This is a genomic window from Mesorhizobium sp. M2A.F.Ca.ET.039.01.1.1 (assembly GCF_003998035.1).
GTDB lineage: Bacteria > Pseudomonadota > Alphaproteobacteria > Rhizobiales > Rhizobiaceae > Mesorhizobium.
Genome location: NZ_RZRY01000003.1, coordinates 1 through 17638 on the forward strand (window position 1 = coordinate 1; position 17638 = coordinate 17638).

General features: G+C 63.9%; 18 protein-coding genes and 1 pseudogene. 4 read left to right on the forward strand and 15 right to left on the reverse strand.

What is annotated here, in order from left to right; genetic code table 11:
* The 5 genes from EOA24_RS00965 to EOA24_RS00985 all read right to left on the reverse strand — a co-directional run.
* A partial coding sequence (locus EOA24_RS00965; protein WP_133374449.1) for a heavy metal-associated domain-containing protein occupies positions 1 to 339 on the reverse strand: 339 nt, incomplete at its 3' end.
* Positions 340 to 989: 650 nt separating this feature from the next.
* Positions 990 to 2309 carry a glucoamylase family protein gene (locus tag EOA24_RS00970; protein ID WP_127255240.1) on the reverse strand — a complete coding sequence of 440 codons (1320 nt, stop codon included), beginning with the start codon at positions 2307 to 2309 and terminating at the stop codon, positions 990 to 992.
* A gap of 69 nt (positions 2310 to 2378) precedes the next feature.
* On the reverse strand, positions 2379 to 2822 hold the full coding sequence (locus tag EOA24_RS41345) for a Spy/CpxP family protein refolding chaperone (RefSeq protein ID WP_189341864.1): 444 nt from the start codon (positions 2820 to 2822) through the stop codon (positions 2379 to 2381).
* Between the two features lie 197 nt (positions 2823 to 3019).
* Positions 3020 to 4498, reverse strand: coding sequence for a multicopper oxidase family protein (locus EOA24_RS00980; RefSeq protein ID WP_126080593.1), 1479 nt, complete (start codon positions 4496 to 4498; stop codon positions 3020 to 3022).
* 78 nt (positions 4499 to 4576) lie between these two features.
* Positions 4577 to 5029: a hypothetical protein gene (locus EOA24_RS00985; protein WP_126080592.1), complete on the reverse strand. Its 453-nt coding sequence runs from the start codon at positions 5027 to 5029 to the stop codon at positions 4577 to 4579.
* A gap of 277 nt (positions 5030 to 5306) precedes the next feature.
* On the opposite strand from EOA24_RS00985, the gene EOA24_RS00990 reads away from it, so the two are divergent.
* Positions 5307 to 5702: a hypothetical protein gene (locus EOA24_RS00990; RefSeq protein ID WP_126080591.1), complete on the forward strand. Its 396-nt coding sequence runs from the start codon at positions 5307 to 5309 to the stop codon at positions 5700 to 5702.
* Positions 5703 to 5719: 17 nt separating this feature from the next.
* Here the strand turns inward: EOA24_RS00990 and EOA24_RS00995 are convergent, their stop codons facing one another.
* Both EOA24_RS00995 and EOA24_RS42740 read right to left on the reverse strand, forming a co-directional pair.
* Positions 5720 to 6856, reverse strand: a complete 1137-nt coding sequence (locus EOA24_RS00995) for a hypothetical protein (protein ID WP_126080590.1) — start codon at positions 6854 to 6856, stop codon at positions 5720 to 5722.
* 2 nt (positions 6857 to 6858) lie between these two features.
* Entirely contained in the window at positions 6859 to 7119 is a 261-nt protein-coding gene (locus EOA24_RS42740) for a hypothetical protein (RefSeq protein WP_245467322.1), read from the reverse strand.
* 253 nt (positions 7120 to 7372) lie between these two features.
* Here EOA24_RS42740 and EOA24_RS01005 point away from each other — a divergent pair, with 253 nt between their 5' ends.
* Positions 7373 to 7735: a hypothetical protein gene (locus EOA24_RS01005; RefSeq protein ID WP_126080589.1), complete on the forward strand. Its 363-nt coding sequence runs from the start codon at positions 7373 to 7375 to the stop codon at positions 7733 to 7735.
* A gap of 53 nt (positions 7736 to 7788) precedes the next feature.
* On the opposite strand, the gene recQ is transcribed toward EOA24_RS01005, so the two are convergent.
* Complete coding sequence (gene recQ / locus EOA24_RS01010; RefSeq protein ID WP_126080588.1) at positions 7789 to 9633, reverse strand: DNA helicase RecQ; 1845 nt, start codon at positions 9631 to 9633, stop codon at positions 7789 to 7791.
* A gap of 240 nt (positions 9634 to 9873) precedes the next feature.
* Here recQ and EOA24_RS01015 point away from each other — a divergent pair, with 240 nt between their 5' ends.
* Entirely contained in the window at positions 9874 to 10500 is a 627-nt protein-coding gene (locus EOA24_RS01015; protein ID WP_126080587.1) for a LysE family translocator, read from the forward strand.
* Positions 10501 to 10667: 167 nt separating this feature from the next.
* Here the strand turns inward: EOA24_RS01015 and EOA24_RS01020 are convergent, their stop codons facing one another.
* The 3 genes from EOA24_RS01020 to EOA24_RS42350 all read right to left on the reverse strand — a co-directional run bounded on the left by EOA24_RS01020 (position 10668) and on the right by EOA24_RS42350 (position 12776).
* Positions 10668 to 11000: a cupin domain-containing protein gene (locus EOA24_RS01020; RefSeq protein ID WP_126080586.1), complete on the reverse strand. Its 333-nt coding sequence runs from the start codon at positions 10998 to 11000 to the stop codon at positions 10668 to 10670.
* 58 nt (positions 11001 to 11058) lie between these two features.
* Positions 11059 to 12495 carry a glucuronate isomerase gene (gene uxaC, locus EOA24_RS01025; RefSeq protein WP_126080585.1) on the reverse strand — a complete coding sequence of 479 codons (1437 nt, stop codon included), beginning with the start codon at positions 12493 to 12495 and terminating at the stop codon, positions 11059 to 11061.
* Between the two features lie 140 nt (positions 12496 to 12635).
* On the reverse strand, positions 12636 to 12776 hold the full coding sequence (locus tag EOA24_RS42350) for a hypothetical protein (protein ID WP_210213570.1): 141 nt from the start codon (positions 12774 to 12776) through the stop codon (positions 12636 to 12638).
* Between EOA24_RS42350 and EOA24_RS01030 the strand changes: the two genes are divergently transcribed.
* A complete protein-coding gene (locus EOA24_RS01030; RefSeq protein ID WP_127409487.1) occupies positions 12775 to 14268 on the forward strand; it encodes a mannitol dehydrogenase family protein in 1494 nt (497 codons plus the stop codon). The genes EOA24_RS42350 and EOA24_RS01030 overlap by 2 nt on opposite strands.
* A 204-nt stretch (positions 14269 to 14472) precedes the next feature.
* Here EOA24_RS01030 and EOA24_RS01035 read toward each other — a convergent pair whose 3' ends face one another.
* The 4 genes and pseudogenes from EOA24_RS01035 to EOA24_RS01050 form a co-directional block, all read right to left on the reverse strand.
* Entirely contained in the window at positions 14473 to 14880 is a 408-nt protein-coding gene (locus tag EOA24_RS01035; protein ID WP_126080583.1) for a F0F1 ATP synthase subunit epsilon, read from the reverse strand.
* Positions 14873 to 15098: pseudogene (locus EOA24_RS01040) on the reverse strand (hypothetical protein). The gene EOA24_RS01035 and the pseudogene EOA24_RS01040 overlap by 8 nt, the downstream one beginning before the upstream one ends.
* A 2-nt stretch (positions 15099 to 15100) precedes the next feature.
* Positions 15101 to 16675 (reverse strand): F0F1 ATP synthase subunit beta, encoded by a 1575-nt coding sequence (atpD, locus tag EOA24_RS01045; protein WP_126080581.1) that lies wholly within the window; start codon positions 16673 to 16675, stop codon positions 15101 to 15103.
* Between the two features lie 69 nt (positions 16676 to 16744).
* A complete protein-coding gene (locus tag EOA24_RS01050) occupies positions 16745 to 17629 on the reverse strand; it encodes a F0F1 ATP synthase subunit gamma (protein WP_126080580.1) in 885 nt (294 codons plus the stop codon).
* Positions 17630 to 17638 lie beyond the last annotated feature (9 nt).

The following is a 17638-nucleotide window of genomic DNA, read 5'->3' on the forward strand; positions in this document are numbered from 1 at the left end:
CTTCAGCGCCAGCTCGACACGTGTGGCGCATGAGGTGCAATGCATGTTCTTGATCGGAATGCGCATCGTCGCCGTACCGGCGGCGTAGCCGACGGAGCGGATGGCGCGCAGGATTTCGGCGACCTTTGCCTGGGCAGGATCGTAGCTGACCATCGCCGTCTGGGTGGCGAGATTGACTGAGGCGGTCTGCACCCCTTTGACGGCCCGAATGGCTGTTTCGATCGTTGGCGGGCAGTGGGCGCAGTTCATTCCTCCAATGCGGAGGGTGAGTGACTCGCGCGCCTCGGCCAGGCCACCAGACGGGTGGTCAGGGATCGCGGCTTCTGTCCGCATGTTCATGAGTTTTCTCCTCGAAATACATTCGCGACCGAAGCCAGCGTAGGCCCGGCACAAAAGAGCGATCCTGTTCGGCAGGCGTGGAATTTGCCCGCCGAGCAGGGCGTCAGAGAACGGAACGAGGGGGCCGAAAGGCTTCGTCAGGCCTGGTCAGCGCGAAACCCGATTGGTCGGGGAAAGCTGGGGCGCCAGGCTCAGCTGCGGAGGCGAGATCAGGACCAGCTGCCAGAGCAACTGCCGAACAACCGAAACAATGTCCACCCATGCACAGGCCGCAATGGCCGTCATGGCAACCCGACTCGTCCAGGGTTGATGCCGACAGAGAGGCCGCCGAGGCCTGCCGATCGGCCTTGCCATCGGCAACCGACTGGACGACCTTGGCTGACGAGAAGTCTGGTGATGCGCCGAACTCGTGCGCTTGCGCCGAGCCCGAAGGCGTCAGCAACAGGAAAAGGGCAAGCCCGAACGCAAGCATGATCGCACCGAAGGGGCCGCTTGCAGTCCGATGGCGTCGCTGCCAGATGTGACAAGATTGTTCAAGCACAGCAAGGCTTCCGAGCTATTCACCATGGGCATGATCGCCCCTTCGATTCAGATGCGCTTTGATGTGCGTCAAATCGATCGACCCACTCGCGGGGACCAAAGCAATCAGTTCAGCCAGGATTCGCATCGTTCAGCCAGCCGCCGTTGAACCCGGCGCGGCGCAATCCGGTGAGGATGTAAGGGCAACCGCGCATCAAGCGCCAAACCGTGTCGCTCAGGTGGTTCTCGATCATCAGCACGATGGGGCCCTGGTTGATGCCGAAGTGCCAGGGCGACACCCACCACCCGTACGGATTGCCAGGCTCGCCCGGGTGGGTGGGATTGAAGGCCGCCTTGAAGCCGTATCTGTTGAACTCCTTCAGCTTCGCCTGATGGATGCAGAAGTCGAGCGCCTCCAACACGATCTCCGGAGCGAACGGCAATGAGGCGGCGACCGCCCATGGAGCGAGCGTGCCGTCATCCGGTCCATAGGGAACGCCGCGGCCGACATAATCGTAGAACTCCCGCTGGACACCATTGAGTTTGAGAGTGGCCGGACCAGGTCCCTCGCTTGCGGTGATCCCCCAGCAGCATTCGCGGTAACCTTCGAACTTACGCGGATTCATGATGGCATAGCATTGCTGGAGATAGGTCGCCCGCCGGCTGTTCTCGAAATAGTCGATGCCCTTCCCGCGCATGAACGCGTCCTGTATCCCGCGAAAGTCGATCCAGACATGCGACAGCTGATGCGTGAACAACGGCCCCGCATAGAGATATTCGTAGCCGTAGCAGCTTTCCCAGCGATAGGTCGACGTCCAGGCGGCGTAGCTGCTCTCGGGAAGCGGAAAGGTCGGTGAGCCGAGCGCCAGAATGTAAAGCAGGAGGGCCTCGTCATAGCCCTCCCAGCGGTATTTGATGAACCCGTTTTCCGGGGTCCAGCCATGCGTCACCGTTGCGCCCTGGTTCTGTGCCCACTGCCAGTCGGCACGGCGATATAGCGCATCGGCAAGCGTGCGGATTTCCTGCTCGTCGGCGGTCTCTTCACCGAAATACGCGGCCGCCGACAGGGCGCCTGCCAACAGGAGGGCGCTGTCGATCGTGGACAGCTCGCACTGCGAGGCGCGCCGTCCTGTCTGCATGTCGAGGAAATGATAGTAGAGCCCACGATAGCCGGTCGCGTCGGGCTCCGGCCCCTGGGGACTCGTGTGGAAGAAGCGGAGCGTAGCCAGGGTCCGCGCGACGGCTTCTTGCCGGGTCATGTATCCGCGCTCGACGGCGACCGGATAGCAGGTGAGAGCGAGACCCGTCGCCGCTATGCTGGCCGGCCAATCGGCGGCGGTCTTGTCGCGGATGAGGCCGTTGGCGGGATTCACCTCGCCCAGGAAGTAGTCGAAGGTTTCGCGCTGCAAAAGCAGCAGCTCTTCCGCGCGGACGCTCCGCTTCGTCTTCATGGTCTCACCTGGAGATCTCGCGTCGATCGCGGGGGCCCTCGCGGTCTGGTGCAACGGCCCCTTCATGTCTCACATCATGCCCATCGGGGCCGGCGCGAGCAGCTTGTCGGCCACCGCCTTCTGGGCATCGTCCAGCGACGCGTAGAAGGGCTCCAAAGCGACCTTGAGCCGCCTCAGTCCCTCGAGCCGCGTCGACAGCATTCGCTCCTGAACCTCGATCCGCTCCACTGGCGTTTCGGGGCCGGTATCCCCGCCCATCATACCGGCCGGCATTTTCGCCATCATGTCCTTGGCCGAGTGAGCGTTTGCCCGCAGCGCCTCGGCGACGGCGTCCCACAGGGGCCGCTGGGCCTTGGTGAGTTTCAGTTCGGTCGAGAGGAAGGCGATCCGCCCCTCGACATGGTCGGGCGACATCATCTGACCCATAGGAGTGTCGCCGCCCGCCATCATCGCCATCATCATCTTCATCATGCCGTTCGGCATCATGGTGTTGGACAAGTTGCCCATCATCATGGGCATCCCCGAGCCAGTGCCTCCGTCCTCCGCATTCTCCGTCGCGGCAGGGGGCGGCGAGGAGTCTCGGCTGCCAGCCGGATGATGCGCATCGTTCGCGAGAACGGGCGCCGAGAATGCGAGGACTGCTCCGATCGCCAGGGTCCTGAAGAGGGTATTCATATCGTTCCGTCTCATGGTCCTATCCTTGAAATCGGTTAGGCGGCGTAGTCGACGACGGTCATCATGCCGGTCGCCATGTGGTAGAGGTGATGGCAGTGGAACGCCCATGTCCCTGGGTTGGCAGCATCGAACGCCACCGTCACCTCGCGCATCGGCGGCAGCCAGACGGTGTCGCGGACAGCCCCCGCGAAGCGGCGGCCGTCGATGGCGACAACCTGGAAATGATGGCCGTGGAGGTGCATGGGATGGCCCATTATACTTGCGTTGCGCAGGACGAGTTCGATGCGCTCACCCTTTCGCACGGCGATCGGCTGATGGTTGCCCCATGTCCTGCCGTTGAGCGTCCAGGAGTAGCCCTGCATGGTGCCGCCAATCTCGACGGCCTGGTTCCGGTTCGCCGATCTCAAGGCCAGAGGCTTGGCGGCGACGAGGCTGGACTCGAATGCGAGGTCGAACGCGGCTGTCGCCTGGTCGCCAACCGGCGCGATGCGCTTTACCGCGCCGCCCCTGGTCGCCAGCACGAAACCAGTGCGCTCGACACTGCCCTCACGCAGCGCCAGGATCGGCCAGGCTCCCGCCTCGTCCGGAATACGCAGCCGGATGTCGAGGCGCTGGCCCATGGCGAGCGGAAAGCGGCGACCGCGCACTGGCGTGACGGCATTCCCGTCGACAGCGATTGCCTCGCCCTCGATCGACCCGGTGTCGACCCAGAATGCCGTTGCGGTCGCGCCGTTGATGAGCCGCAGCCGGACCGTGCCGTTGCGTTCGACAGCAAACAGCTGTGGATCGTCCAGCGTCCGGTCGTTCGCCAGGTAGGCGTCGTATTGGATGTCGTTGACGTCCATCGGCATGGCCATGCCTTGCCCGTCCGACATGCCTTGCCCGTCCGACATGCCCTGCATGTCCATGCCTGACATGCCCGACATCGAGTGCCCGGCCATGCCGCCGTTTCCCGATGCAGGCGCTGATCCGGTCAGCCCGGCCAGCAATTCCTCAGGCGTTTTGAAGCTGAAGTCGTGAAACAGCACCACCAAGGGCTGCTCGTCCGCGCCTGCCTCCGCAGGGTCTGTGACGATCAGGGGCGCGGCAAGCAGCTGCTGTTCCTGCAGCGTGTGGGCATGCATCCAATGCGTGCCCGGCGTCGTGACGGGGAAGCTGTAATCATAGGACTGGCCCGGCTGCAGCAACGGTTGCGGCAGGTCGGGCACGCCGTCCTGTCCGAACGGCGGCGTCAGGCCGTGCCAATGGATCAAGGTCGGCGCGTGCAGCCTATTTTCGAGCCGGACCTGGAAGTCATTGGCGGCCGAGGTGACAAGCCCAGGGGTGCCGTCGGGCTGGACGAGACCGAAGACTTTGGCGGCACGGCCGGCCACCTCGATGATGCGGGTATCTGCCCGGATGATGCTCGGGGAGGCCGCCTGTACAGCGCGGGGATTGATCAGCGGCAGGACGACGCCCGCGGCGCCGGCAGCCACCGTGGATGCCAGGAACTGGCGACGGGATATGGATTGCATTGCAAAGCTCTCATGTTCGTGACTCGAGGGCCGGATTGACCGGCGGCGAAGCGCACGAACGCCAGGGCGCGCGTGCGCTCAGGCGGTCACGACGAGCTTTGGAGGGCGCAGCCCGACAGGCACGTCACTTGGAGAGGATACGAAAGGCGGCGCCGTCGCGACGGGGTGGCTTCCCGAAATCGCGACGAAGAGATGGACGTCAACCGGGACGCAGAATGAGCAGCCTGAAGCCGAGATGCCGCATGTGCCTTGATGGCGCGCATGGCCGAAATCCTTGCACGGGGCGGAACCATCATGTCGGATCGCCGCGGAGCCATGATTATGCTCTGCTGCCCATTGGGCGCCAAACGAAGCCGCGGCCGAATTGGCATGGCTGGAAAGGACCGTGGAGAACGCCATCAGCAACGCGAGGCAGACGGCCAGCCAACGCGAACCGCCAAATCCTGACGGGCGCTTCATGGAACGGCCAAGCCTTGGTCGGATGCCTTTCCGATCCACAATCAACCCTTTCCGAGCCTCGGCGAACGCCATCTTGGAACTAATCTATCCCGCAAACGTGGGCCGGAATTTGCCAAACTCGTTCAAGCACAATGCGGCTTCCATGTTCTTCACATTAAGATTACCTCTTCAATCAAAATGCGCTTTGACATGCGTCAATCCGATCGAACCGGCTCTGGGGGACAATTCCAGGACAAATAAGAGGGTCTCTAGTGGAACCATCCCGCGGAGGACCATTTTCGACACACGCCCTGGGCCGAATCCAGTCGGCTGTTTCACGATGGGTGATAGGATGACTGTGCGAACCATCGTGGCCGCCCTGGCAATTGCGTTTTCCCTCTCGCCTTCGTATGCAGCACAGCATCGTCTGCCGAGCGGTTACAAATGGGGCCGCTGCCTGCTCGTCGTTCACGGCGAGACCCGCATATCCGGAAAATGCTCCTATCAGATCGAGCAGGGCGGCGATTTCAACATCCAGGGCCCCAAGCAGGTTTTCGCCGGCATCGACTATCCCGACACGCATAGCGGGGCTGGCGAGATGTCCAAGGATTACTGGGCCGTTGTCTACAAGGACGGAGATTCTTGGGCAGGCTATGCCAACGGGGATATTCGCGAGACGCACGGCGAGGTGGGCGATTGGGGAGAGCTTCGCTGCGAAGGCGCCTGCTATATCGGGAGGGACGTCAAGGTCTGCCTTTGGCGTTGACCGGCCCCCGGGCACGCCTATCCCAGCAACGTCACACGTTCGATGAAGCGCCCCTTGCCGGCGTGACGTTCCCGGATCGCTTGAAGCCGGTGGCGAAATTCCTCGGTACTGCCCCCTCTTTCGGCAAGCACCGACAGATCGGAAAGAAGCGCCGCCGCCTTGTCGTAACCGGCTGGATTGCGTCGCATGATCTCGGTCTCGACCTCTGCCCAGACGTTCTCGCCCCGCTGACGAAGCGCATCGATCCGGACATCGCGGGCCTTCTCGGCCGCTTCCGCCAGCAATCGCCGCTGCGCTTCCGCCGCCTCCGCCTCGGCGCGCTTGCGGGCAAGGCGAATTTCTTCGGCCCGTGCCCGCAGATCCGCTGATGTGCGCAAAGCGCCAGGCGAGATTGTCGTTTCGGGTTCCAAACGCGCCCGTATCGTGGCCCGCAACTCGGCGGATAGATTGGGCTCGCCGTTGAAAACCCGCATGAGCAGACTGGTCTTCTCAGCGTCGTTCATCGCCGCGACCACCCGTCGGGCCATTTCCGGCTCCGGGCCGGCGGGCGCCGTTTCCGCGCTTCGCTCGGCCGCCGCCTGGACCAGACCATGATCGATGCCGAAGAATTCGGCAAAGGCTTCGAGCGCCTCGGACAGCGGCCCGATTCCCGGCATCGGCTCCGGCGCATCGGGTTCAACGGCGTCCGCTTCGACAGCCATCAACCAGGTGAGATAGAAAAGCCGAAGATCGCCTGCGAGCAAGTCGGCTCGCAATGGCGCCAAGGCGGCGAGCCAACTCGAGTCCTCATCGTCCAGATATTCGTGCTCCTCCTCGTCGCGTGAGATGCTTATGATGACGTTCTCGCCGGCGTCTTTGAGCATGACGTCGTCGGTCGCCGCGAGGAAGCTGCCTATGCGGTCCCGATCGACCAACCGAGCCGGCAGCTTGATCATCAGGCGGCGGGAACCCCAGTTGGCGAAATAGAGATGAAGATCGAACCAGCGCGCCATAAGCTCGTCCGGATCGCCCCTGAAGTCTCCCCACTCGTAGGAATTGGTGAAGCTGGTGGCGGTGATCCGCGCCCGCGAAGACAGGCCGCGAAGCACCTGTCGATCCGCGTTGCCAAGAGGACGATCGACCGCCTGGAATTCGTAATATTGGTATTCGCTCATTGCTAAACCGGGTGCAGGAGTTCATCGGCTTCGAGGATATGGAGCGCCTCGGCGAGCGTCACATTCGCATGCAACAGCCACCATTTGCCCGTATGCCGCATCCAATAGATGTCGAATCTGTCTGGTCCGATGCAGTCCAGCCTGGCGAAAGGCGCGTCGAACTCCTCCTCGCCGCGATTTTGCTCCAGCCCGACCGAAACCGCTGGATGAAGCGTTACCGCCCGCCCGCCCATGCGCCCCGGATGTCGACTGTGTAATTCCATTTCGTCGGTCGTATCTCGGACAGGTACCTGGGTTTGAGGACGTCCTGAATGAACTTCTCGCATGCCGTGACAATCACCTGTTTCTCTCGCTGGCTGACTGCCGCGGGCCTTGGGGCCCTGTGGACCCACCGCTTGCCTTGGACCATGGTGTTGATCCATCCTTTGTTTGCTGACCCTGTCTCTTACGACCGCCGACATCCTGTCGATTCACAACTGAGCGAGCAAACATGAAACCGGAGCAACGGGCAAGAAAGTGGATCGAGAAGAAAGCCAAGAAAGTGTGCGAAGCTACCCTGTTGGCACCGTTGCCTTCTATGGTCCCGATGACAGCCGCGCCACCAAGGTGGCGGTCGCGATACTTCCGTACCAGGACTCTGAGGTGACCGAGCTGCGTCGCTGGTTCGGCGAAACGGGCGATCTGCGCAAGGATGACATGATCTTCGCCGAAATCGCGGCGTTCTTGTGGGAGCAAGACGTCCATTCCGTGGTGATGGTCGACGGAATTCTAGGTTGTCCGCATGAGGAAGGAACCGACTATCCTGAAGGCGGCGTCTGTCCGAAATGCCCCTATTGGGCAGGGAGGGATCGCTGGGCGGGTAAGCTCAAAGCCTACTGAGCCCGGTCGAGATTGATCGGAGGCGGAGCGCCGCACGATCCCGCGATGAAGCTTCAGTCCGATCCATCGGCCTGATGCGCCGCGATCGCAGTCAAAAACACTTCCCCGAACTCCTTCAGCTTGGCGGCGCCCACGCCGTTCACCTCGGCGAACTCGTCGAGGTCTTGCGGGCGGCGCTCGGCCATGTCGATCAGCGTGCGGTCGGAGAACACCACATAGGCCGGCACCTGGCGTTCCTTGGCGAGCCGCAGCCGCAGCGTCTTGAGCGTCGCCAGAAGCGATGCATCGACGCCCTCGCCATCCACGGCCAAGCCTTGCGCGGCACGCTTCCGGCCGCGCGCAAGACGGTCCCGGCCCTCGACGCGATACTCGAAGGCAACCTCGCCACGCCCGAGCGCGCGGCCGCTTTCCGAGATGGCGAGGCCGCCATGGCCGTCCGGATCCGGCACCAGGAAGCCGCCGGCGACCAGCTGCCGGACCAGCGACAGCCAGACCGGCTTCCTGTGCATGATGCCGGTCCTGAAGCTGGCGATCTTCTGATGGCCTCTCGCCAGCACCTTCTCGGTCTCGTGGCCGAGCAGGATGTCGATGACGTGGGCGGCTCCGAAGCGCTCGCCACTCTGCGCCACGGCCGCAAGGATGATGCGCGCCTCGGCGCTGCCGTCGGCGCGCGGCGCCTGGTTAAGACAGTTGTCGCAATTGCCGCAGGCCTTCGCCTCCTCGCCGAAATAGCCGAGCAGCACCTGGCGTCGGCACTGCGCCGTCTCGCAATAGCCGATCAGCGTGTCGAGCCGGCGATGCGCCCGTCTCTTGTGCTCGGGCGAGGTATCCTCCTCGTCGATGAACATCCGGCGCGTGCGGATGTCGCCGGCGCCGTAGAGCATATGCGCTTCGGCCGGCCGTCCGTCGCGCCCGGCGCGGCCGATCTCCTGGTAATAGGCCTCCAGGCTGCCCGGCAGGTCGGTGTGGAAGACATAGGCGAGGTCGGGCTTGTCGATGCCCATGCCGAAGGCGATGGTCGCCACCATGACGACGCCCGACAGGCTCATGAAGGCATTCTGGTTCGCTTCCCGCGCCTCCTTGCTCATGCCGGCATGATAGGCGAGCGCGCGCACGCCGTTCTTCTCCAGGAAGGCCGCCATTTCCTCGGTCTTGCGCCGCGACAGGCAGTAGATGATGCCGCTTTTGCCGGGGTGCCGCTCGACGAAGCGCAGCAGCTGGCGCTTGCTGTCCTGCTTGGTCTCGATCGCCAGCTTGATGTTGGGCCGGTCGAAACCCAGCACCAGCGTTTCGGCGCGTCCGGCAAACAGCCGTGCCTCGATGTCGCCGCGCGTCGCCTCGTCCGCCGTCGCCGTCAGCGCAATGATCGGCACGTGCGGAAACACGCCGCGCAGCTGCGACAGGTCCTCATATTCGCGGCGGAAGGCCGGGCCCCATTGCGAGATGCAATGCGCCTCGTCGATGGCGATCAGGCTGACATCGAGCCGCGACAGCGCATCCAGCATACGCTCCGTCATCAGCCGCTCCGGCGCCAGATAGAGCAGCCGCGTCTGCCCGGATGCCACGCGGCGCCAGGCCGCGACATTGGCCTCGCGATCGAGCGAGGAGTTGATCGTGTCGGCAGCCACGCCGGCAAGGCGCAAGGCGGCGACCTGATCCTGCATCAGCGCCACCAGCGGCGACACCACGATGGTGAGCCCGCCCTTGACCAGCGCCGGAACCTGATAGCAGAGCGACTTGCCGGCGCCCGTCGGCATGACCGCCAGCACATGGCGTCCGGAGAACAGCGCCTCGATCACGGTCGCCTGCCCGGGACGGAAATCGTCGTAGCCGAACACATCCTTCAGCACGCGACGCTTGGGATCCTCGGCCCGGATGCTCGCTGCCTGTGCCGGCATCAGGCAGACACCGGACAGGAAGTCGTTTTCGGGAAGATGCGAAGAGCAGACAAGTGATTCACCGCGTGATGCCTTGGAGTAGCGCAGCCGCGACCCGGCCACAACCGCGCTTTGCGGGTAGCCCTGTCGCCTCGCGCCAATGTCGCATCGAAAAGCCATGGCTGGCACACTGGCTGGAGAGCCCCGGCTGCTATGGTTCGATGCATCCATGCCGGCAGCAACCGCAAAAGGAACCTTCGCATGATCGACCCCGCCACGCTCATCACCTACATCGCGGTCGTGTTCGGCTTCGTCTTCATTCCGGGACCGGCGACGCTGCTCACCGTGGCGCGCGCGACGAGCTCGGGCACGAAGGTCGGCATCGCTACCGGCGCCGGTGTCGCGGCGGGTGATGTCATCCACACCATCATGGCCATTGTCGGCATCTCGGCCATCATCGCCGCCTCGGCGATGCTGTTCAGCATCGTCAAATATATCGGCGCTGCCTATCTCGTTTATCTCGGCATCCGCGCCATTCTCGAAAAGGCGCCGGCCAATCTGGCGGGCAGGACGCTACCGATCTCGGCGCGAAAAGCCTTCCGGCAGGCGATCCTGACCGAAGTGCTCAACCCGAAGACGGCTCTGTTCTTCCTCGCCTTCCTGCCGCAATTCGTCCACCCGCAAGGCGGTTTCGTGGTGCTGCAACTGATGGTGCTGGGCATCATCTTCATCCTGCTCGGTCTCTTCAGCACTGTCGTCTTCGCGGTCAGCGCGGGCGGACTGGGTTCCTTCCTGCGCCGCAATCCGGCAGTGCTGAAATGGCAAGGCAAGGTGGTCGGCGGCATCTATTGCGCCCTCGGCATACGGCTCGCGCTGCAGCAGCGCTGAGTTTTCCCAACCTGCCGGCAGTCGGTCGCCGTTAAGCTTATCTTCACCATGCTGCGGCACCTTTGCACTTCTGCGGCAATGTTTGAGTACCGCGGCGGCGCAACCAGCGCCCAGGCAACAAGCCCGCGCTTTATACGGCGCGGGCTTTTCCTTTGAGAAGCGGATACTCAGCCGAGGAAATCGGCGCGGTAAGGCGCGAAGCTGTCGACCAGGCGCCCGGCCTCCAGCGCCTTGACGCCATGCACGAGATTGGAAGGCACGATGAAGCTGCTTCCGGTCTCGAGGATTTCCGATCGGCCGTCGATGGTGACCTCGAAGCGGCCCTCGGCGACATAGCTTGCCTGGACATGCGGATGCGAATGCAGAGCGCCGACCCCGCCCTTTTCAAAAGCAAATTCGACCATCATCAGTTCGTCTGTGTGCACCAGCACGCGCCGGCGATTGCCGTCCGGCGTCGGTTCCCAGGCTTTTGCGCCTGCGTGTGAGAAAATATCGCTCATCGTCCAATTTCCATTCGAAGCATGACGTTCCTCCATGCCAAACCCATGGGCGCCAGGCTCAGAGCCGGTACGCCTTCTTGGCAAGCGTATAGGCAAGGTCGCGCGCCAGCTCATGCGCCTCGTCCTCGCGCAGCCGATGCTCGGCGACCAGCCGCGCCAGGAAGGCGCAGTCGACGCGGCGCGCGACGTCGTGGCGCGCCGGGATCGACGGAAAGGCGCGCGTGTCGTCGTTGAAGCCGACCGTGTTGTAGAAGCCTGCCGTCTCGGTAGTCATCTCGCGAAAGCGGCGCATCCCTTCCGGACTGTCGTGAAACCACCAGGCCGGCCCCAGCTTCAGCGCCGGATAGACGCCGGCGAGCGGCGCCAGCTCGCGTGCGTAGCTCGACTCGTCGAGCGTGAACAGGATGATCGTGATGTCGCGTTCCAGCCCGACGCAGTCGAGCAGCGGCTTCAGCGCCGTCACATAGTCGGCCCGCGTCGGGATATCGAAACCCTTGTCGCGGCCGAATTTCTGGAAAACGGCAGGCGAATGATTGCGCCATGATCCGGGATGGATCTGCATCACAAGGCCGTCGTCGCGGCTCATCTTGGCCATTTCGGTCAACATCTGCGCCCTGAACAGCCGCCGCTCGCGCTGGTCGTCGGAGCCGCGGCGGATACGGTTGAACAGCTCCTCAGCCGCCGCATCGGAGAGATTGGCGGTCTCGGCGGTCGGATGGCCATGATCGGACGAGGTTGCTCCGAACGCCTTGAAATAGGCGCGACGCTGCCGATGCGCATCGAGATAGCCTGTCCATGTACCAGTATCGCATCCCGTGATGTCGCCGAGGCGGTCGAGATTGCCCAAGAATCCTTCGAAATCGGGATCGACTACCGCGTCCGGCCGGTAGGCCGTGACGACGCGGCCGTTCCAGCCGCTGTCGCGGATCGTCCGGTGCCATTTGAGATCGTCGAGCGCGCCCTCGGTCGTGGCGATCACCTCGATGTTAAAGCGCTCGAACAGCGCACGCGGACGATAGTCGTCGCGCTGCAGCAGCGTGGCGATCGTATCGTAGGTGCGATCGGCGGAAGCGGCTGTGAGCGGCTCCTCGATGCCGAACAGATGCGCGAACACATGGTCGAGCCAGAGCCGGGTCGGCGTGCCGCGGAAGAGATAATAATGCTCGGCGAAGCGCCGCCAGATCATCCGGCCATCGGTCTCGCCCGGCGCGCCATCGAGCGTCGGCACGCCGAGCTCTTCCAGCCGCAAGCCCTGGCTGAACAGCATGCGAAGGATGTAATGATCGGGCACGATCAGCAATTGCGCCGGATCGGGGAACGGCTCGTTGAGCGCATACCAGCGCGGGTCGGTATGACCGTGCGGACTGACGATGGGCAGGTCCTTCACGCCGGCGTAAAGGGCGCGGGCCAGTGCGCGCGAATTCGCCTCGGGCGCAAACAGCAGTCGGGATCGGTCGATGTGGCCACTTGGCTCCTCCGGATTGCATTGGAGCATGATCTCGAACCGAGGGTCGGTGAACGCAAAAAGCGGGAACCCGCTTTTGCAAAAGATCATGATCCGACAAAGAGTTAGATCGCAATGGCGATTAAACTAAACGCCATCCTGATCTAACGGTGAATCCGTCGGAGGCAATGTCAACATGCAAAACGATCGATTGCATGGCGGCCCTCGAAAGCAACGCAGCCATTGTGCGCGCCGACAGTGGATGTTACGTCGCTGCCATCTTTTTCGCCCGGCGTCAGGCGGGCAACCCGATCGGAGACTTCGCTTCCCATGAACGGTCGCCTGTCCAACGCCACAATCGCTGAGCTGCCCGCCGAAGTCCTTATTCCTCGCTACGCCTGCAATTCTGTCACGCCCGGCATCGTCCATCTTGGCGTCGGCGCCTTCCACCGCGCCCACCAGGCGGCCTATGTCGACGCCTGCCTGGCGGACGGCGAGAGCGATTGGGGCATCGTCGGCGTCTCGCTGCGCAGCCCCGACACGCGCGACGCGCTTCAGCCGCAGGATGGGCTCTACACGCTGGCGATCAGGGACAGCGCCGGCGAACAGCTGCAGGTGATCGGTTCGATCCAGTCCTTGCTCGTCGCTCCGGAGTATCCCGGCGCGGTGCTCGCCGCACTGACCGACCCGCGCATCCGCATCGTGACGCTGACCATCACCGAGAAGGCTTATCTCAGGGCGGCCGACGGCACGCTCGACAGCGCGCACCCCGACATCGTCCACGATCTCGCCAACCCCGGATCGCCGAAGACGGCGCATGGCTTTCTCACCGAATCACTGGCGCGCCGCAGCATTGCCGGCACGCCGCCTTTCACGGTGCTCTGCTGCGACAACCTTCCGGCCAACGGCGCGACGCTGCACCGACTGCTGATCGAATTCGCGAAACTGCGCGATGCCGATCTCGGCCGCCATGTCGCCGACGAAGTCGCCTTTCCGTCTTCCATGGTCGACCGCATCGTGCCGGCGACGACGGATGCCGACCGGACGCGCATCGGCCAACAGCTCGGTGTCGAGGATGCCTGGCCGGTGATGACCGAGCCCTTCCGCAAATGGGTGGTCGAGGACCGTTTCCCGGCCGGACGGCCGGCGTGGGAGAAATTCGGCGTCACCATGGTCGAGGATGTCGGCCCGTTCGAGGATATGAAGCTGAGGCTGCTCAACGGCGCGCATTCAGGCATCGCCTATCTCGGCCTGCTCAGCGGCCATGCCACCGTCGACTGCGCCTTTGCCGACCCGTCGATCCGGCAATTCGTCGACCGGCTCTGGGCCGAGGCCATCCCGACGCTGCCGCAGGATGCCGGGCTCGACCCGATCCCCTACACGGCCGAGCTCGCCCAACGCTTTTCCAACACCGCGCTCGCCCACCGCACCGCGCAGATCGCCAATGACGGCAGCCAGAAATTGCCGCAGCGCATCGTCGCTTCCGCGCTTGCCCGGATGGAGGCGGGCCTGCTGCCGGAACATCTGTCGCTGGTTGTCGCCGCCTGGATCGCGGCATGCGCCGCGCGCGGCGGTGCTTTGCCTGAGGCCCATTTCACCGATCCACTCGATGCCGCTCTCGGCGAGCTGTTCGGCCGGAATCTGCCGACGGCAACAATGGCCGAGGCCGTGTTCGACCTCGCCGGCTTTGCCAATGGTCACGCGGAACGACAGAGGCTGATCGAGTTTGTTGCCACCCACCTCGTCCATTTCAAGCAAGGCGGCCCGAAGCTGGCCTTTGCCGCGCTCGGCATTGGCAACGAGCCGCCCAGGCTGGCCGATTAGCCAGTTTCTTAACACAGAAGTTTTGACCGGTTGGTTAGTGTGCGTTGGCAGATCCCATGCCTTGGCGATTGGCCGAGACGCCTATCGCGGTCGAGGTTCAGGAGCCTTCAGCTCATCGCCGGCGTTTACGCCGGAGGCGGGAAAAACGGGGCAAACAAAAAGCGGGGCAAGCCCGCTCTTTAAATCGCTTCTCTGCAGCCGAAATTAGGCCGGGATCAGCGCGCCTTCCAGCGTGGTGAGCTGGGCGAGGAACTGCTCGGCGCGGCTGCGCGCCACGTCGTCCTTGGCGTCGGCGGCGTCTTCCCTGGCGTCCTGGATGCGACGCGCCAGGTCCGCGCGGTCGATGTCGTTCACATGCACGGCCGATTCGGCCAGCAGCGTGCAGCCGGACGGCAGGATGTCGGCGAAACCGCCGAACACGACATAGCGGTCTTCCTTGCCGCCCGCGGCTTTCACCGTGACGACGCCGGGCTTGATGGTGGTCATGACCGGCGCGTGCTGCGCCATCACCGTCATCTCGCCTTCGGCGCCCGGGATGACGACGGACTCGACCTGCTCGGAAACGAGCAGCCGCTCCGGCGAGACCAGTTCGAACTTGAAAGCTTCAGCCATTTTGCTTCACCTTGCCGGCGATACTTTTGTCAGTCTGCAATCCTGTCCCACAGAAGGGACAGAACATGACCGCTTGATCGAAATACCCAAGACCGTCTTCCGTTTCGACAGTCCCGACGGTCATCATCAATATCCCATCGTCGGTCTCGAAGAACGACGGCGAGGGAAGCTCTGTCATTCACCTCTTGCAGGGTGGAGCAACAGAACTTCCTGTCCATAGTTATGCCGCTTCAGCCGCCAGGCGCTGCGCCTTCTCGACCGCTTCGTCGATGCCGCCGACCATATAGAACGCGGCTTCCGGCAGGTGGTCGTAGTCGCCGGCGCAAAGGCCCTTGAAGCCCTTGATGGTGTCGGCGAGGTCGACCAGCTTGCCCGGCGAACCGGTGAACACTTCGGCGACGAAGAACGGCTGCGACAGGAAGCGCTCGATCTTGCGGGCGCGGGCGACGGTCTGCTTGTCCTCTTCGGACAACTCGTCCATGCCCAGGATGGCGATGATGTCCTGCAGCGACTTGTAGCGCTGAAGGATCGACTGCACCTGGCGGGCGACCTGGTAGTGCTCCTCGCCGACGACCATCGGGTCGAGCATGCGCGAGGTGGAATCCAGCGGATCGACGGCCGGGTAGATGCCCTTTTCCGAGATCGCGCGGTTGAGCACGGTCGTGGCGTCGAGGTGGGCGAAGGAGGTCGCCGGCGCAGGGTCGGTCAGGTCGTCGGCCGGCACGTAGATCGCCTGCACCGAGGTGATCGAGCCCTTGGTCGTCGTCGTGATGCGCTCTTGCAGCGCGCCCATGTCGGTGGCCAGCGTCGGCTGGTAGCCCACGGCGGAAGGAATGCGGCCGAGCAGCGCCGACACTTCCGAGCCCGCCTGGGTGAAGCGGAAGATGTTGTCGACGAAGAACAGCACATCCTGGCCCTGGTCGCGGAAATATTCGGCGACCGTCAGACCGGTAAGACCGACGCGGGCACGCGCGCCCGGCGGTTCGTTCATCTGGCCGTAGACGAGGGCGGCCTTGGAGCCCTGGCCGCCGCCCTTCTTGTTGACGCCCGATTCGATGAACTCGTGATAGAGGTCATTGCCTTCGCGGGTACGCTCGCCGACGCCGGCGAACACCGAGAAGCCGCCGTGGGCCTTGGCGACGTTGTTGATCAGTTCCTGGATCAGCACGGTCTTGCCGACGCCGGCGCCGCCGAACAGGCCGATCTTGCCGCCGCGGGCGTAAGGCGCGAGCAGGTCGAGAACCTTGATGCCGGTGACCAGGATCTGCGCTTCCGTCGACTGGTCGACATAGGCCGGAGCCGGCTGGTGGATGGCGCGCATTTCGATGCCGTCGACCGGGCCTTCCTCGTCGACCGGCTCGCCGATGACGTTGATGATGCGGCCGAGCATGCCCGGACCGACCGGAACCGATATCGGCGCGCCGGTGTCAAAGACGTCCTGCCCGCGGACCAGACCTTCGGTCGAGTCCATGGCAATGCAGCGCACGGTGTTCTCGCCGAGATGCTGGGCAACCTCGAGCACCAGGCGGTTGCCGACATTGTCGGTTTCCAGCGCGTTCAGAATGGCCGGCAGGTGATCTTCGAACTGGACGTCGACCACGGCGCCGATGACTTGGCGGACCTTGCCAGCGGCGCCGACGCGCTTGGCCGCGACGCTCGCCGCGGAAGCCGCGGCCTTGGCCGGAGCGGCCGCCTTCTTCGCCGGAGCGGCGGCCTTCGCGGCTGCCGGGGCCTTTGCCGCCTTCGGGGCCGATGCCTCCTTGGCTGCGGTCTTCGGGGTAGCTGCTTTCGCCATCGTCTTTGCCCTTTTCGTCTATCCGTTGTTCACGCCGCTGCGAGGTCTTGGGACCCCGCCCGCGCGCGCCTAGAGCGCCTCGGCGCCCGAAATGATTTCGATCAGTTCCTTGGTGATCTGCGCCTGCCGCTGGCGGTTGTAGGTGATCGACAGCCTGTTGATCATGTCGCCGGCATTGCGCGTCGCATTGTCCATCGCGCTCATCTTGGCGCCCATCTCGCCGGCCGCGTTCTCCAGCAGCGCCCGGAAGATCTGCACCGCGATGTTGCGGGGGATCAGGTCGGAGAGGATCTCGCCCGGCTCCGGCTCGTATTCATAGACCGCGGTGGCGCCGTTGCCTGTCGCGGCGGCGGCCGAGGCCTGTGCCGCCGGGATGATCTGCTGCGCCGTCGGGATCTGGCTGATCACCGACTTGAACTGCGAATAGAACAGCGTGCAGATGTCGAAGCCGCCCTCGTTGAAGAGGTGGATGACCTTGCGCGCGATAGCGTCGGCATTGACGAAGCCGAGCGCCTTGACCTCGCGCAGGTCAACGCGCTCGAGTATCAGCGAGGCATAGTCGCGGCGCAGGATGTCGTAACCCTTCTTGCCGACGCAGATGATCTTGACCTGCTTGCCGTCGGCCAGAAGCCTGCGGATATGATCGCGAGCAAGCCGTGCGATCTGCGAGTTGAAGCCGCCGCACAGGCCGCGCTCGGCGGTGCAGACGATGAGCAGATGCACATCATCCCGGCCGGTTCCGGTCATCAGCGCCGGGGCATCGCCGCCGCCGCCGATCGCCTGGGTGATGTTGGCCAGAACCGCGCCCATGCGCTCGGAATAGGGTCTGGCTGCTTCCGCCGCCTCCTGCGCGCGACGCAGCTTCGCCGCGGCGACCATCTGCATCGCCTTGGTGATCTTCTGCGTCGCCTTGACCGAGGCGATGCGATTACGAAGGTCTTTTAACGAAGCCATGCTTCAAAC

What these genes read in the sequence shown, in the direction of transcription:
- EOA24_RS00970 (WP_127255240.1), bottom strand. Translation starts at nt 2,309, where the DNA reads ATGAAGACGAAGCGGAGCGTCCGCGCGGAAGAGCTGCTGCTTTTGCAG.
- EOA24_RS41345 (WP_189341864.1), bottom strand. Translation starts at nt 2,822, where the DNA reads ATGATGATGGGCAACTTGTCCAACACCATGATGCCGAACGGCATGATG.
- EOA24_RS00980 (WP_126080593.1), bottom strand. Translation starts at nt 4,498, where the DNA reads ATGCAATCCATATCCCGTCGCCAGTTCCTGGCATCCACGGTGGCTGCC.
- EOA24_RS00985 (WP_126080592.1), bottom strand. Translation starts at nt 5,029, where the DNA reads ATGGCGTTCGCCGAGGCTCGGAAAGGGTTGATTGTGGATCGGAAAGGC.
- EOA24_RS00995 (WP_126080590.1), bottom strand. Translation starts at nt 6,856, where the DNA reads ATGAGCGAATACCAATATTACGAATTCCAGGCGGTCGATCGTCCTCTT.
- EOA24_RS42740 (WP_245467322.1), bottom strand. Translation starts at nt 7,119, where the DNA reads ATGGAATTACACAGTCGACATCCGGGGCGCATGGGCGGGCGGGCGGTA.
- recQ (WP_126080588.1), bottom strand. Translation starts at nt 9,633, where the DNA reads ATGCCGGCACAGGCAGCGAGCATCCGGGCCGAGGATCCCAAGCGTCGC.
- EOA24_RS01015 (WP_126080587.1), top strand. Translation starts at nt 9,874, where the DNA reads ATGATCGACCCCGCCACGCTCATCACCTACATCGCGGTCGTGTTCGGC.
- EOA24_RS01020 (WP_126080586.1), bottom strand. Translation starts at nt 11,000, where the DNA reads ATGAGCGATATTTTCTCACACGCAGGCGCAAAAGCCTGGGAACCGACG.
- uxaC (WP_126080585.1), bottom strand. Translation starts at nt 12,495, where the DNA reads ATGCTCCAATGCAATCCGGAGGAGCCAAGTGGCCACATCGACCGATCC.
- EOA24_RS01030 (WP_127409487.1), top strand. Translation starts at nt 12,775, where the DNA reads ATGAACGGTCGCCTGTCCAACGCCACAATCGCTGAGCTGCCCGCCGAA.
- EOA24_RS42350 (WP_210213570.1), bottom strand. Translation starts at nt 12,776, where the DNA reads ATGGGAAGCGAAGTCTCCGATCGGGTTGCCCGCCTGACGCCGGGCGAA.
- EOA24_RS01035 (WP_126080583.1), bottom strand. Translation starts at nt 14,880, where the DNA reads ATGGCTGAAGCTTTCAAGTTCGAACTGGTCTCGCCGGAGCGGCTGCTC.
- atpD (WP_126080581.1), bottom strand. Translation starts at nt 16,675, where the DNA reads ATGGCGAAAGCAGCTACCCCGAAGACCGCAGCCAAGGAGGCATCGGCC.
- EOA24_RS01050 (WP_126080580.1), bottom strand. Translation starts at nt 17,629, where the DNA reads ATGGCTTCGTTAAAAGACCTTCGTAATCGCATCGCCTCGGTCAAGGCG.